Raw genomic sequence first — 13,358 nt, 5'->3', positions numbered from 1 at the left:
TCGATGGGGCACGGTCGGACGGTGCGTGTCCCATTTCGTGCGAGTTTCTGCCGTGATTTCCGCACGAAGTGGGACATGCCTGGCGGGGAGGCGTGGGGCGGGCGGTGCGTGTCCCACTTGGTGCGACGTTCGGCGGTGATTTCTGCACGAAGTGGGACATGCCCGGCGGGCTAGAGCTGGTTGCCGAGCTTGAACTCGGCGGAGGGGGTGGTGGATGCCGTGTCCTCGGGCGCGCGGGTGTAGCTGAAGCCGTCGGCGCCGATCGTCACGGCCATCTCGGACGAGTCCTCGCGGGCGCGGACCGGCTGCGGATGGCCGTCCAGGTCGAGCACGAGCGAGCCCTCGGTGTACCACGACGGCACGACGGGGTTCCCCCACCAGTCGCGGCGCTGGTTGTCGTGCACGTCCCACGTGATGACGGGGTTGTCGGGGTCGCCGGTGTAGTAGTCCTGCGTGTAGATCTCGACGCGGTGGCCGTCGGGGTCGCGCAGGTACAGGTAGAACGCGTTCGAGACGCCGTGGCGGCCGGGGCCGCGCTCGATGGCATCCGATCGGCGGAGGGCCCCGAGCTTGTCGCAGATGGCGAGGATGTTGTGCTTCTCGTGCGTCGCGAAGCACACGTGGTGCATACGAGGGCCGTCGCCGCCGGTCATGGCGGTGTCGTGCACGGTGGGCTTGCGGCGCATCCAGGCGGCGTAGACGACACCCTCTTCGTCTTGGATGTCCTCTGTCACGCGGAAGCCGAGCGACTGCATGAAGTTCACCGCGCGGGGCACGTCGGGGGTGATCTGGTTGAAGTGGTCGAGGCGCACGAGCTCGCCGGGGGAGTGCAGGTCGTAGCGCCACGAGAGGCGTTCCTGGTGCTCGGTGTCGAAGAAGAACTCGTAGGGGAAGCCGAGCGGGTCGACGACCCGCACCGAGTCGCCGATGCCCTTCGTGAAGCCGCCGGGCTCCCGGCGTACGTCGCAGCCGAGCTCCTCGTAGAAGGCGACGGCCGCGTCGAGGTCGTCGGACGAGCGCACGCGGTACGAGAACGCGGCGACCGCGGCGACCTCGCCCCGCCGCAGCACCAGGTTGTGGTGGATGAACTCCTCGGTCGAGCGCAGGTAGATCGCCTCGTCGTCTTCTTCGGTGACGTGCAGGCCCAGCACGTCGACGTAGAAGACCCGGGATGCCGCGAGGTCGGTGACCACGAGCTCCATGTAGGCGCACCGCAGGATGTCGGGCGCGGGGGAGGAGGGCGTGGGAATGGGGTTCTCGGAGACGATGGGGGCTTCCTGGGTCACCCAGAACCCCGAGGAGGTCTTCTGTTCTTCGGTGTGCTTTGCCATGGTGCGCGTCCTTGCGTATGACGAGTGGGGGATGGGGCGGGGCGGGGTCAGTGCGCCTTGCCGAAGGTGGGGTTGTGGGCACCGCCGAGCGTGATGTGCACGGCCTGCTGGTCGGTGTAGAAGTCGATCGAGCGGTAGCCGCCCTCGTGTCCGAGGCCGGAGGCCTTCACCCCGCCGAAGGGGGTGCGGAGGTCGCGCACGTTATTGCTGTTGAGCCACACCATGCCCGCCTCGACGTTCTGCGCGAACAGGTGCGCGCGCTTCAGGTCGTTCGTCCACACGTAGGCGGCCAGTCCGTAGCGGGTGTCGTTCGCGAGCGCGAGAGCCTCGGCATCGGTGTCGAAGGGCGTGATCGCCACGACCGGGCCGAAGATCTCCTCCTGGAAGATCCGCGCATCGGGGGCGACGTCGGCGAACACCGTGGGTCGCACGAAGTTACCCTCGTCGAACCCCTCGGGGCGGCCGCCGCCGGCGACCAGGCGCCCCTCGGTCTTGCCGAGCTCGACGTACGACATGACCTTGGCGTAGTGCTCGGGGTGCACCAGCGCCCCGACCTCGGTCGCGGGATCGTCGGGGTAGCCGACGGTCACCCGGTCGGCCTGCGCGGCGTAGCGCTCGACGAACTCGTCGTACACGGAGCGCTCGACGAGGATGCGGCTGCCCGCGGTGCAGCGCTCGCCGTTGAGCGAGAAGACGCCGAAGATCGTGGCGTCGATGGCGGCGTCGAGGTCGGCGTCGGCGAACACGATCGCCGGGCTCTTGCCGCCGAGCTCCATCGACAGGCCCTTGAGGAAGGGGGCGGCGTTGGCGAAGATCAGCTGCCCGGTGCTGCTCTCGCCGGTGAACGAGATGAGCGGCACGTCGGGGTGCTTCACGAGCGCATCGCCGGCGTCTTCGCCGAGCCCGTTGACGAGGTTGAACACGCCCTCGGGAAGGCCCGCCTCCTCGAAGATCCCCGCCCACAGCGACGCTGACAGGGGCGTGAACTCCGCGGGCTTGAGCACCACGGTGTTGCCGGTCGCGAGGGCGGGGCCCAGCTTCCAGGACTCGAGCATGAACGGGGTGTTCCACGGGGTGATGAGCCCCGCGACGCCGATCGGCTTGCGGTTGACGTAGTTGAGCTGGCGACCGGGCACCTTGAACGCGTCGTCGGTCTGCGCCACGATCAGGTCGGCGAAGAAGCGGAAGTTCTCGGCCGCCCGCCGCGCCTGGCCGAGGGCCTGGGTGATGGGCAGGCCCGAGTCGAAGCTCTCGAGTTCGGCGAGGCGCTCGTCGCGCGACTCGACGAGGTCGGCGATGCGGTGCAGCACGCGCGAACGCTCGCGGGGCAGCATGCGCGGCCACGGGCCCTCGGTGAAGGCCGTGCGCGCGGCGGCGACGGCGAGGTCGATATCGGCCTTCTTGCCGGCGGCGGCCGAGACGTAGGTCTGGTTCGTCACCGGGTCGAGCACGTCGAAGGTGTCGCCGTCGACCGAGTCGACGAAGGCGCCCCCGATGTAGTGCTGGATGCGCTCGGGCAGGTCGGCCGGGATGCGGCGGGTCATGGATGCTCCTTCGTTGGAGGGGCGGATGCCGGTGGCATCCGGAATCAGAAAGCGGGAAGGCCGAGCACCTGGTCGGGGTGCTCGTGGATCATGTACGCGTCGAGGGTGGCCGAGCGATGGCGCCGCGACGCCTTCTCGATCTCGGCGAGCGGGGCGCCGGTCTCGATGAGAACGAGGATGTTCTCGTGCTCGCGCACCGATTCGGCGGCGCGTCCGGGCACGAAGCTGAACGTCGAGTCGCGCAGGTGCCCGAGCCGCGCCCACTCGGCCTGCACCAGCTCGAGCATGCGCGGGTTGGCGCATTTCTCGAACAGGATGGCGTGGAACTCCTGGTTCAATGCGGTGAAGGCGCGGGGATCGAAGTGCTCGAGGGTCTCGACCATGAGCTCGTTGACCTGCCGCGCGCGACGCACGTCCTCGGTGGTGAGCGCCCGGGCCGACAGGGCGGTCGCCGCCCCCTCGAGCAGGCTCAGCGCCTGCATGCTGAAGCGGTACGCCGTGTCGTCGACCATCGAGACGCGGGCGCCGACGTTGCGCTCGAACATCACCAGTCCCTCGGCCTCGAGCTGACGGATCGCCTCGCGCACCGGCACGACGCTCATGTCGAGCTCGCCGGCGATCGAGCCGAGGACCAGGCGGTACCCGGGGGTGAACTCCTGCGACGCGATGCGCTGCTTGATCCACTGGTAGGCCTGCTGCGACTTGCTCTTCGTCGCCGGGGTCGTGACGTCTCTCATGAGCGCCCCTCGCTCTCGTAGCGCGCGCGCCATTCGGCGTTCATCGGGAAGAGCCCGTTCACGGGATGACCGGATGCCACCTGCCGGGCGACCCACGCATCTTCGGCCTCTTGCGCGAGGGCGGCGTCGACCACCTCTTCGGCGAGGGCGGGAGGGACGACGATGACGCCGTCGCCGTCGCCGACGAGGATGTCGCCGGGTTCGACGGTGGTGCCGCCGCAGCCGACGGCGACGTCGGTCTCCCACGGCACGTGCCGCCGGCCGAGGACCGCGGGGTGGGGGCCGGCGGTGAACACGGGGATGCCGACCGCGGCCACGGCCTCGGCGTCGCGGACGCCGCCGTCGGTGACGATCGCGGCGGCCTTGCGGGCGTGCGCGCGGATCGCGAGGATGTCGCCGAGGGTGCCGGAACCGGTTTCTCCGCGCGCCTCGATGACGATGACCTCGCCCTCTTCCACCGCGTCGAACGCGCGCTTCTGGGCGTTCTGGCCGCCGCCGTGCGCGGCGAAGAGGTCTTCGCGGTGGGGGACGAAGCGCAGGGTGCGGGCGGTGCCCACGAACCGGCTGCCCGGGGTCAGCGCGTGGACGCCGTCGATCGTGACGTCGTTGAGGCCGCGCCTGCGCAGCTGTCCGCTGAGGGCCGCGACGGGAACGCGCGAGAGCTTGTCGCGGAGGGCGGCGGTGAGGACGGGGGCGGCGGGGACGAGCCCGGCGGCCTCGGCCGAACCCCACGCCTCGGTGCGCTGGGTGTCGTCCACCGCCGGCAGTGAGCCGAGGGCGGCGTCGAAGGCGCGGTCGCCCTGGACCACCGCGGTGCGGAGTCGGCCGGTCGACAGGGAGCCGGCATCCACCTGCACCTCGACGACCTGGCCCGGCGTGACCACCGACGAGCCCGCGGGGGTGCCGGTGAGGATGACGTCGCCCGTTTCGAGGGTGAAGTGCTGAGACAGGTCGGCGACGATCTGGGCGAGGGGGAAGAGCAGTCCCGCGGTCGAGTCGTCTTGCACGAGGTCGCCGTCGACCCAGGTGCGCAGGCGCAGGGCGGCGGGATCGACGTCGCGGGCGTCGATCAGCGCGGGACCGAGGGGGGTGTAGCCGTCGCCGCCCTTGGAGCGGACGTTCGACCCCTTGTCGTTCGCGCGCAGGTCGTACAGACCGAAGTCGTTCGCGGCGGTGACGGATGCCACGTGCGCCCACGCGGCATCCGGAGTCACCCATCGCGCGGGCTCGCCGATCACGAGCGCGATCTCGCCCTCGAAGGCGAGGAGTTCGGTGCCGGCGGGGCGCACGATCTCGGATCCGGAGGCCGCGAGCGAGCTCGACGGCTTGAAGAAGTACGACGGGGCGGCCGGGCGGCGGCCGCGCTGGTCAGCGCGGGAGGCGTACGAGAGGTGGACGGCCACGATCTTTCCCGGGCGGCCGCCGAGGGCGGTGAACCGGGGGTCAGCGGTGTCGTTCATGGAGCTCCCTTGCGTCGTATCCGAAATCGTATACGATGACGAACGCCCCAGCAACACCACGCCTCGTCACCGACGACGACGTCCCGGGGCCCGACGATGACGTCTCGAAGGAGTCCCCATGTCCCGCTCTCAGCCGCAGGGCTTCACGCCCACCGGCACGATCTCCACCACGAAGGACCGCCGCCGCGTGGTCTTCGCCACCGTTGTCGGCACCACCGTCGAGTGGTACGACTTCTTCCTCTACGCCTCGGCCGCGGGCCTGGTCTTCGGTCAGCTGTTCTTCGCGCCCGCCGGCCCCGGCATCGCGCAGATCCTGGCGTTCCTCACCGTGGGTCTGAGCTTCCTGTTCCGGCCCCTCGGCGCCTTCCTCGCCGGCCACCTCGGCGACAAGTACGGTCGCCGAGTCGTGCTCATGCTGACCCTGATCATGATGGGCGCCTCGACCACGCTCATCGGCGTGCTGCCCACCTACGAGGTGATCGGCGTCGCCGCCCCCGTGCTGCTGATCCTGCTGCGCGTGCTGCAGGGCATCTCGGCCGGTGGCGAGTGGGGTGGCGCGGTGCTCATGGCCGTCGAGCACGCCCCCAAGACCAAGCGCAGCCTGTTCGGCGCCTCGCCGCAGCTCGGCGTGCCCCTCGGCCTGCTGCTCGCGAGCGGCATGCTCGGGCTGATGGCCCTGATCGCCCCCGGCGACGCCTTCTTCGCGTGGGGATGGCGCGTGCCGTTCCTGCTGTCGTTCGTGCTGATCCTCGTCGGCTACTACGTGCGCCGGAAGGTCGAGGAGAGCCCGGTGTTCGTCGAACTCGCCGAGCGCAAGGAGCAGACCCGCATGCCGATCGTGCAGCTGTTCCGCAAGCACTCGCTGCTCGTGGTCATCGCGGCGTTCGTCTTCGCCGGCAACAACGCCGTGGGCTACATGACCACCGGTGGGTACATCCAGCGCTACGCGACCAACCCCGACGGTCCCCTCGGTCTCGCCACCGCCGACGTGCTCGGCGCGGTGACCCTGTCGGCGGTGACCTGGCTCATCTTCACGTGGCTCGGTGGGTGGCTGGGCGACAAGATCGGCCGCCGCAACACGTACATCATCGGATGGATCTCGATGCTCGTGGCGATCGTGGCGCTGTTCCCGCTCGTCAACTCCGGCAGCATCGTGCTGCTGACGGTCGGCCTCATGCTGCTCACGGTCGGCCTCGGCCTGACCTACGGCCCCCAGGCCGCGCTGTACGCCGAGCTGTTCCCGGCATCCATCCGCTTCTCGGGCGTCTCGATCGCCTACGCCCTCGGCGCCATCCTCGGCGGAGCGTTCGCCCCGACCATCGCGACGGCACTGGTGGATGCCACGGGCACGACCGTGTCGGTGACGGTCTACCTCGCGATCATGGCGGTGCTGGGCCTCGTCGCGACGCTGCTGCTGCGCGACCGCAGCGGCATCCCCCTCGGCCCCGACCACGAGGCCGAGCAGGAGGTCAGCCCGATCCGCGGGCTCTCGCGCGTCTGACCCGGTGAGAGAACGGCCTCGTCGCGCACAGCCGCGGCGGGGCCGTTCGTCGTGCGGGTGCGGGGGAACGGTCACCGGATCGCGCAGGGTGCGGCTCACAGCAGCGCCGCCAGGGCCATCATCGCGGTCGATCCACCCATCGCGGCATGGTGCGCGCGATCCGCGCGTGATCCGCTCAGCGCCCGGTGCGCCGAAGCGACGACGTGCGCGACGGCGAGGGCCACGCAGAGCCACGCCAGGGTCGCGGAGCCGACAGCCATCCCGCCGTGGGCGTGGGCGGCGGCGGGGGCTGCGCCCGGGTCGCCGTGCGTGGTCGACGCGATCAGGGCGGCCATGACGACGAGCCCCGCGGGGGTGTGGATGCCGTGACCGCCGCGCCCCGAGCGCAGCCGGCGCCCCGCGCTCACGACGAGTGCGACCCCGAGGAGGACGGCCGCCCAGACGATGGGAGGGGCCACGTGCAGGACGGCGGAATCGATCATCGCGGCGGTCATGAGCGCCGACGTGGCGACCCGCTCGCGACGCTCCGCCGGGGGACCCGATCTCGCGCAGCACGCAGCGATCCCCGAGCAGAGGAGGGCTGCGCCGTGCGTCAGGAGCTCCATCGTTATCGCCCGACCCCGACCCGCGCGGCCCCGACCCGCGCGCCCGACGGCAGGACCGGGGTCCCGTGCCGTCGGATTCTGCGCATGACGCGAGCGTAGGAAGAGGGGCGCCCCCGCGACAGGGATGAGGATCGATCGTGCGCGCACAGCACATTCGCGTGCACGGGTGGGCGAGGGGTCGCGACGTCAGCGACCGCCGACGCGTCGAGAGCGCATCTGCCTCATCCGTAAAAGGTCGAGGGAACCATGTACACCGAGTCGGATGGCATCCGTGAGACCAGGAGGCTCGGACACGCGCGCTCGTCGGCTCCGGCGACGGAGGGCGGGGAGGAACCCGTGAACGTCACGGTCACTCCGTAACAGGTGAAGTACGCCGAGGACTCCCACGGCAGCCGGGCTCGCTGGCCGGGGGGACCGGGGCGCTCTCCCGACGAGAGGAAGACCCGGAAGGCGACCGCGTTCGTGTGCTCCTCGATGTCGTGGATGACCAGAGTGGGTCGGGAGAAGTCCAGGGCGTCCGCCCCCTCCGGGCTGCCATCCCATCGGTCGCCTTCGAGCGCGTCGAGAAGGGCCGTGACTGAGCCGGCCGTCGGTGAGTACAGCGCCCTGTCGAAGGGGTCCTCGACCGATGCCACCTGGCGCCAGAGGACGCCGTCCACGTCGGGGCCGTTCTCGTACTGGTGCCGAGCCCAGAGGTATGAGCCGGCCAAGACGACGGGGCCCATGATCAGGACACCGCACACCACCGTGATCCACCAGACGCGAGGCAACCTTCCCCTCGTCTCGAGGGTGCGCGGTTCGATCACGTGGGCACCCGGCGCATCAGCAGGCCCGCCGCGAGAACGACGATCCCCACGACGAAGGCCAACGCCGCCACACCCATCGCGGCGGCGTCGTTCGGGAGCATCGAGCAGCCCGCGGAGGTGTCTTCGTACTCGCAGCTCCGCCACGGCTGGAAGAAGTACAGCACCACCACGGCGCCGCTGATCATCGCGATCGCGGTGCCCGAGGCGATCAGGCGCGTTCTGGTCCCCATGCGTCACCACCGTACCGGCGGCCCGCGACGCCGGCGGGCCGGTCCGCCACGGGCGGTCGGCTCCGGGCCGTCCGGTCGCTAGATCGCCCGCCTCGGCGTCAGGATGCCGCTCGGGTCCAGCGCGGCCTTGACCGCGCGCTGCACGTCGAGGGCCACGGCATCCTGCTGCCAGGGGAGCTCGTGACGCTTGACCGAGCCGATGCCGTGCTCGCCCGAGATGGTGCCGCCGAGCGAGAGCGCCAGGTGAGTGATGTCGTCGATCACCAGCTCCGCGGCGGCGTACTCGGCGGGGCTGTCTCCCGCCTCGACCGTCGGATGCAGGTTGCCGTCGCCGGCGTGCGCGACGATCGCGATGCGCCGACCGTGGCGCTGTGCCAGTTCGCCGATTCCGCGGAACACCGTCGCCAGCTGCGAGACCGGGACGCCGACGTCGCACGACACCCGCAGCCCCTGCGCGGTGAGCGCCGGGTTGGCGAGGCGCCGGGCCTCGAGCAGGCTGTCGGAGTCGGAGACCTCGGTCTCGACGGCGCCGTGCGCGCGACAGATCGCGGTGATCGCCTCGGCGGCGTCGAGGGCGGTGAGCCCGACGGTCTGACCGACCAGCATGGCCGCGCCGGGGGAGGGGAGGCCGCTCGGGTGGAACGCCTCGATGATCTCGACGCTGCGCGCGTCGATCAGCTCGAGCACCTCGGGGGCGGCGGGGCCCGACACGATCGCGGTGACCGCGCGGCCGGCGTCTTCGATGTCGTCGAAGCTCGCGCGGAAGGTGCGGGGCTGCCCCGGCGGCACGGGCTTGAGGCGCACGGTCGCCGCCGTGATCACGCCGAGGGTGCCCTCCGAGCCGCAGAACAGGCTCGTGAGGTCGTAGCCGGTGGTGTTCTTGCGGGTGCGGGCGCCGGTGCGCATGATCCGCCCGTCGGCGAGCACCACCTCGAGGGCGGCGACGACGTCGGTGGTCACGCCGTGGGCGACGCAGCGCAGGCCTCCGGCGTTGGTTGCGATGTTGCCGCCGATCGTCGACCACTGCGCGCTCGCCGGATCGGGCGGGAAGAAGAGGCCGTGCGCGTGGGCGGCGGCATCCAGGTCGGCCGTGACGACGCCCGCCTCGACGTCGGCGAGACGGTTGTCGGCGTCGATCGAGACGATGCGGTCCATCGCCTCCAACGACACCACGAGCCCGCCCGCGTAGGCCACGGCCCCGCCGGAGAGCCCGGTGCCCGCGCCGCGGACGGAGACCCGGATGCCGCGGGCGTGCGCCCACGCCAGGGCGGTCGAGACGTCGCCGGTCGAGGTCGCCCGGACCACGGCGATCGGCAGGCCCTCGGGCTGTGCGCGCGAGCTGTCGACAGCGTAGGCGGCGAGACTCGCGGGGTCGTCGAGCAGGCGGGCGCCGAGGGCGGCGCGCAGCTCGTCGAGGACGTCGCCCGACTCGCCCGTGCCGCCGCTCGGCGCGTCGGGGCCGTCGCCCGGGTCGCCGGAGCCTCCCGGAGCGGCCAGCCCGACGATGCTCACGAGTTCACCCGGATGATCTCGCGCTGGTACGGCGCGATCACGGTGCCGCTGATGCGCAGGTCGAGCAGCAGGAACGGCCGCTCGGCGGGGTCGCGCCGAGTCCACTCGGCCAACGCCTCGAGGTCGGCGACCTCGCGCACCACCACTCCCTCGGCGCCGAAGCCGCGCGCGACGGCCGCGAAGTCGACCTCGGGGATGAGCATCGGCTCGCGGGCGAGGCCCTTGAGGCCGTACAGGTTGATCTCGGCGCCGTAGGCGGCGTCGTTCCACACGACGGCGATGCCGTGGCCGGCGGCCGTGCGTACCGCGCTCTCGAGGTCGGCGATGGCCATGAGTCCGCCGCCGTCGCCGGTCGTCAGCACGACGGTGGTGTCGGGACGGGCCGCGATCGCCCCGGCGACCGAGGGGAAGCCGAGGCCGATCGACTGGTATGCGGTGCCGATCATCATGACGCGGTCGGGTGAGGAGACGGGCCAGTACATGTTCGACCAGCCGAGGAAGTGGCCGCCGTCCGACACCACGACGCGATCCTCGGGGAGCAGCTCGCCGATCCGGGCGGCGGCGGAGCGCGGGTCGAGCCGGCCGTCGGGGGCAAGGCCCTCGCCGGTCTCCTGCTCGCGCAGCGGCGCCACGTCGACGCGGTCGCGCCAGCCCGACGACACCGCACCGCGGGAGCGCAGGCGGTTCCCGATCTCGTCGGCCGCCAGGGCGGCATCCGCCCGCACGAACCCGCCCACCTGCGCGTGCGTCGCCGTCGGCGCCACGTCGACCTGGAAGACCCGCGTGCCGGGGGCGAAGAGCTCGCCGAAGCGCATCGTGAACTGGTTCAGCCCCGCGCCGAAGACCACGGCCACGTCGGCCTCGCGCACGAGCTCCATCGCGCCCTCGGCGCCGAAGCCCCCCGTGACGCCGAGGTCGTGGGCGGTGTCGGGGAAGATGCCGCGGCCGAGGGCGGTGGATGCCGTGATCGCCCCGGTCAGCTCGGCGAGCCGACCGAGCGCGGGGCCGGCGTCGGCGAGCCAGGCTCCCCGTCCGGCCAGCAGGAAGGGGCGCGCGGCGCCGGCGAGGGCGTCGGCGATCCGGTCGAGTGCGGCGGAGGCCGCGGGTCCCTGCGGGGGCAGGGGGGCGGGGATCGTCACGGTGCCGGCATCCGTCAGCGGCCCCGCTTCGCGCATGACCACGTCGTACGGGATCGCCAGCACGACGGGGACGCGGTACGTGAGGGCGTGCTCGAGGGCGATGAGCACGGTGGCCGAGGCGTCGCGATCGCCGACGGTGTACGTGCGGACCCCGACCGCCGACGCGAGCGCGACCTGGTCGACACCCCACGGGCGCGGGCCCGACGTGGGCTCGTCGCCGACGACGAGGAGCAGGGGGATGCGCGCCTGGGCCGACTCGGCCAGAGCGGTGAGGGTGTTGGTGAAGCCGGCGCCGTAGGTGGCGGTGGCGGCGGCGATGCGCCCCGAGGCGCGATAGTGCGCGTCGGCGGCGACAACTCCGCCGGCCTCGTGCCGCATCGCGGTGAAGGTCGCGTCGGTGTGGCGGTGCAGAGCGTCGAGGAAGTACGCGTTGCCGTTGCCCATCACGCCGAAGACGTGGTCGAGGTGGCGGCCAAGGGTGTGGGCGACGTGCGCGGAGACGATGGGCATGACGAGCCTTTCGCGAAACAGGAACGGGAATGAGCCGTATGTGTCTCGCGCGGTTCTCGCGCTACGTGCCCTTTTTTCGAGCAGCGACGCACGACCTCGTGCGCCTGACGGGAGTGATCATATACGATCCGCGGGCGCGGGGCGACGGGGGCGTGCATGCGCCTCGGGCGGACGCGTCCCGTGACCCTCCGCGCGAGGGTCGTGTCCGGTCGCCGCACGTTGCGGGGCGACAGAAGATCGGGCAAGCGGGCGCGCCCGGTCATGGCCCGCGCACGCGCGGACAAGCGCGGTGCGGGCCCGCGGCGGAGGCTGACGGAAGACGGGCCCCTCGCACCACGGCCCGGGACACGAACCGAAGGAGCCGAGATGTCCGACCCCACCCCCGCCCTGGCCGATCCCGAGGTCGACGCCGCCGTGCCTGCCTCGGATCCGACGGCCGACGACACCGCCCTGCTCGCGCGCGTGCAGGCTCCCGAGGGCCAGGGGCGGGAGATCCCGGATGCCGCCACGCGCGAGGTGATCGGACGAGCCCCGGTGCACACGGTGGCCGATGTCGACGACGCCGTGGCCCGCGCCCGCGCCGCCCAGCCCGGGTGGGACGCCCTCGGACACGAGGAGCGCAGCGGCCTGCTGATGGCCGCAGCCGAACACATCGAGGCCCACGCCGAAGAGCTCGCGCGCCTGCTCTCGCGCGAGCAGGGCAAACCGCTCGACGGCCCCAACGCCCGGTTCGAGGTCGGCGCGTGCGCGGCGTGGCTGCGCACCGCCGCGAGCACCGCGCTCGAGCCCGAGGTCGTCGTCGACGACGGGCAGGTGTACGCGGAACTCCACTATCGCGCGCTCGGTGTGGTCGCCGCAGTCGGCCCGTGGAACTGGCCCATGATGATCACCGTCTGGCAGATCGCCCCCGCCCTGCGGATGGGCAACTCCGTGGTGGTCAAGCCCAGCGAGTACACGCCGCTGAGCGTGTTGGCACTGGTCGACGTGATCAACGAGGTGCTGCCCGACGACGTGCTCATCGCCGTCGCGGGCGACCGCGATGCCGGTGCCCGGCTCGTCGCCCACCCCGAGGTGGACAAGGTGATGTTCACGGGCTCGACCGCCACGGGGCGCAAGATCATCGAGAGCTCGGCCGGCAACCTCGCCCGCCTCACCCTCGAGCTCGGCGGCAACGACGCCGGCATCGTGCTGCCCGACGTCGACCCCGCGGCCATCGCCGAGGGGCTGTTCTGGGGAGCCTTCATCAACACCGGTCAGACCTGTGCGGCGCTGAAGCGCCTCTACGTGCACGACGAGGTCTACGACGACGTCGTCGAGGCGCTCGCCGGCTACGCCGCGAACGTGCCGATGGGACGGGGGCTCGACGAGGGGACGGTCCTCGGGCCGCTGCAGAACACGCAGCAGTTCGACATCGTCGCCCGTCTCGTCGACGACGCCCGGGCCGCCGGCGGTCGCATCGTGCTGGGCGGCGAGCCCGCCACCGACCTCGGCGAGCTGTTCTACCGCACGACGATCGTGGCCGATGTGGCCGACGGCGTGGCCCTCGTCGACGAGGAGCAGTTCGGACCCGTCCTGCCCGTCATCCGGTACACCGACGTGGAAGACGCCATCGCCAGCGCGAACGGCCTCGACGTCGGCCTCGGCGCCTCGGTGTGGTCGAGCGACCGCGATGCCGCGCGACGCGTGGCCGCGCGCCTGCAGGCGGGCACCGTGTGGATCAACTCGCACGGCGGGGTGCACCCGCTCATCCCCTTCGGCGGGGTGAAGGGCTCGGGCTACGGTCTCGAGTTCGGCGTCGAAGGGCTCAAGGCCCTGGGCGTGCCGCAGGTCATCAACGGCTGAGCCCCACCCGGGCGGGGCCGGTTCCGCACCCGGTCCCCGGGTTGTGCGTCCTGCGTCAACCCGGGGGCATCCGCGGTCAAGCACAGCGGGCCCGGGGCGCGCAGGATGTACTCACTCGCTCCACCCCGGCACCGTGGCATC

General features: G+C 71.8%; 11 protein-coding genes. 2 read left to right on the top strand and 9 right to left on the bottom strand.

Annotated features, from left to right (window positions below; all coding sequences use genetic code 11):
- Nucleotides 1-170: 170 nt before the first annotated feature.
- Genes hpaD through IFU40_RS11195 form a run of 4 tightly spaced genes read right to left on the bottom strand, consistent with a single transcriptional unit; the run spans nt 171 to nt 5,072 of the window.
- The gene (gene hpaD / locus IFU40_RS11210) at nt 171-1,331 is read right to left on the bottom strand and encodes a 3,4-dihydroxyphenylacetate 2,3-dioxygenase (protein ID WP_191926356.1); all 1,161 of its coding nucleotides are present in this window, start codon (nt 1,329-1,331) and stop codon (nt 171-173) included.
- A 47-nt stretch (nt 1,332-1,378) separates the two neighbouring features.
- Nucleotides 1,379-2,875: a 5-carboxymethyl-2-hydroxymuconate semialdehyde dehydrogenase gene (gene hpaE, locus IFU40_RS11205; protein WP_191926355.1), complete on the bottom strand. Its 1,497-nt coding sequence runs from the start codon at nt 2,873-2,875 to the stop codon at nt 1,379-1,381.
- 44 nt (nt 2,876-2,919) lie between these two features.
- Complete coding sequence (locus tag IFU40_RS11200) at nt 2,920-3,612, bottom strand: GntR family transcriptional regulator (RefSeq protein WP_055936458.1); 693 nt, start codon at nt 3,610-3,612, stop codon at nt 2,920-2,922.
- Nucleotides 3,609-5,072: a fumarylacetoacetate hydrolase family protein gene (locus IFU40_RS11195; protein ID WP_191926354.1), complete on the bottom strand. Its 1,464-nt coding sequence runs from the start codon at nt 5,070-5,072 to the stop codon at nt 3,609-3,611. Before IFU40_RS11195 ends, IFU40_RS11200 begins: the two co-directional genes overlap by 4 nt.
- A 118-nt stretch (nt 5,073-5,190) precedes the next feature.
- On the opposite strand from IFU40_RS11195, the gene IFU40_RS11190 reads away from it, so the two are divergent.
- The gene (locus IFU40_RS11190) at nt 5,191-6,573 is read left to right on the top strand and encodes an MFS transporter (RefSeq protein WP_191926353.1); all 1,383 of its coding nucleotides are present in this window, start codon (nt 5,191-5,193) and stop codon (nt 6,571-6,573) included.
- A gap of 95 nt (nt 6,574-6,668) precedes the next feature.
- Here the strand turns inward: IFU40_RS11190 and IFU40_RS11185 are convergent, their stop codons facing one another.
- The 5 genes from IFU40_RS11185 to IFU40_RS11165 form a co-directional block, all read right to left on the bottom strand.
- The gene (locus IFU40_RS11185; protein WP_191926352.1) at nt 6,669-7,055 is read right to left on the bottom strand and encodes a hypothetical protein; all 387 of its coding nucleotides are present in this window, start codon (nt 7,053-7,055) and stop codon (nt 6,669-6,671) included.
- Nucleotides 7,056-7,399: 344 nt separating this feature from the next.
- Nucleotides 7,400-7,948, bottom strand: a complete 549-nt coding sequence (locus IFU40_RS11180) for a hypothetical protein (protein WP_191926351.1) — start codon at nt 7,946-7,948, stop codon at nt 7,400-7,402.
- A gap of 32 nt (nt 7,949-7,980) precedes the next feature.
- On the bottom strand, nt 7,981-8,214 hold the full coding sequence (locus IFU40_RS11175) for a hypothetical protein (protein ID WP_191926350.1): 234 nt from the start codon (nt 8,212-8,214) through the stop codon (nt 7,981-7,983).
- Between the two features lie 78 nt (nt 8,215-8,292).
- Nucleotides 8,293-9,726: an FAD-binding oxidoreductase gene (locus IFU40_RS11170; RefSeq protein ID WP_342343514.1), complete on the bottom strand. Its 1,434-nt coding sequence runs from the start codon at nt 9,724-9,726 to the stop codon at nt 8,293-8,295.
- Nucleotides 9,723-11,375 carry a thiamine pyrophosphate-binding protein gene (locus IFU40_RS11165; RefSeq protein ID WP_191926349.1) on the bottom strand — a complete coding sequence of 551 codons (1,653 nt, stop codon included), beginning with the start codon at nt 11,373-11,375 and terminating at the stop codon, nt 9,723-9,725. The genes IFU40_RS11170 and IFU40_RS11165 overlap by 4 nt, the downstream gene beginning before the upstream one ends.
- 366 nt (nt 11,376-11,741) lie before the next feature.
- Between IFU40_RS11165 and IFU40_RS11160 the strand changes: the two genes are divergently transcribed.
- Nucleotides 11,742-13,217 carry an aldehyde dehydrogenase family protein gene (locus tag IFU40_RS11160; protein WP_249404166.1) on the top strand — a complete coding sequence of 492 codons (1,476 nt, stop codon included), beginning with the start codon at nt 11,742-11,744 and terminating at the stop codon, nt 13,215-13,217.
- The last annotated feature ends 141 nt before the right edge of the window (nt 13,218-13,358 follow it).

This window comes from Microbacterium sp. CFBP 13617, assembly GCF_014839445.1.
Lineage (GTDB): Bacteria > Actinomycetota > Actinomycetes > Actinomycetales > Microbacteriaceae > Microbacterium.
This window is presented reverse-complemented; position numbering and strand designations above follow the sequence as displayed.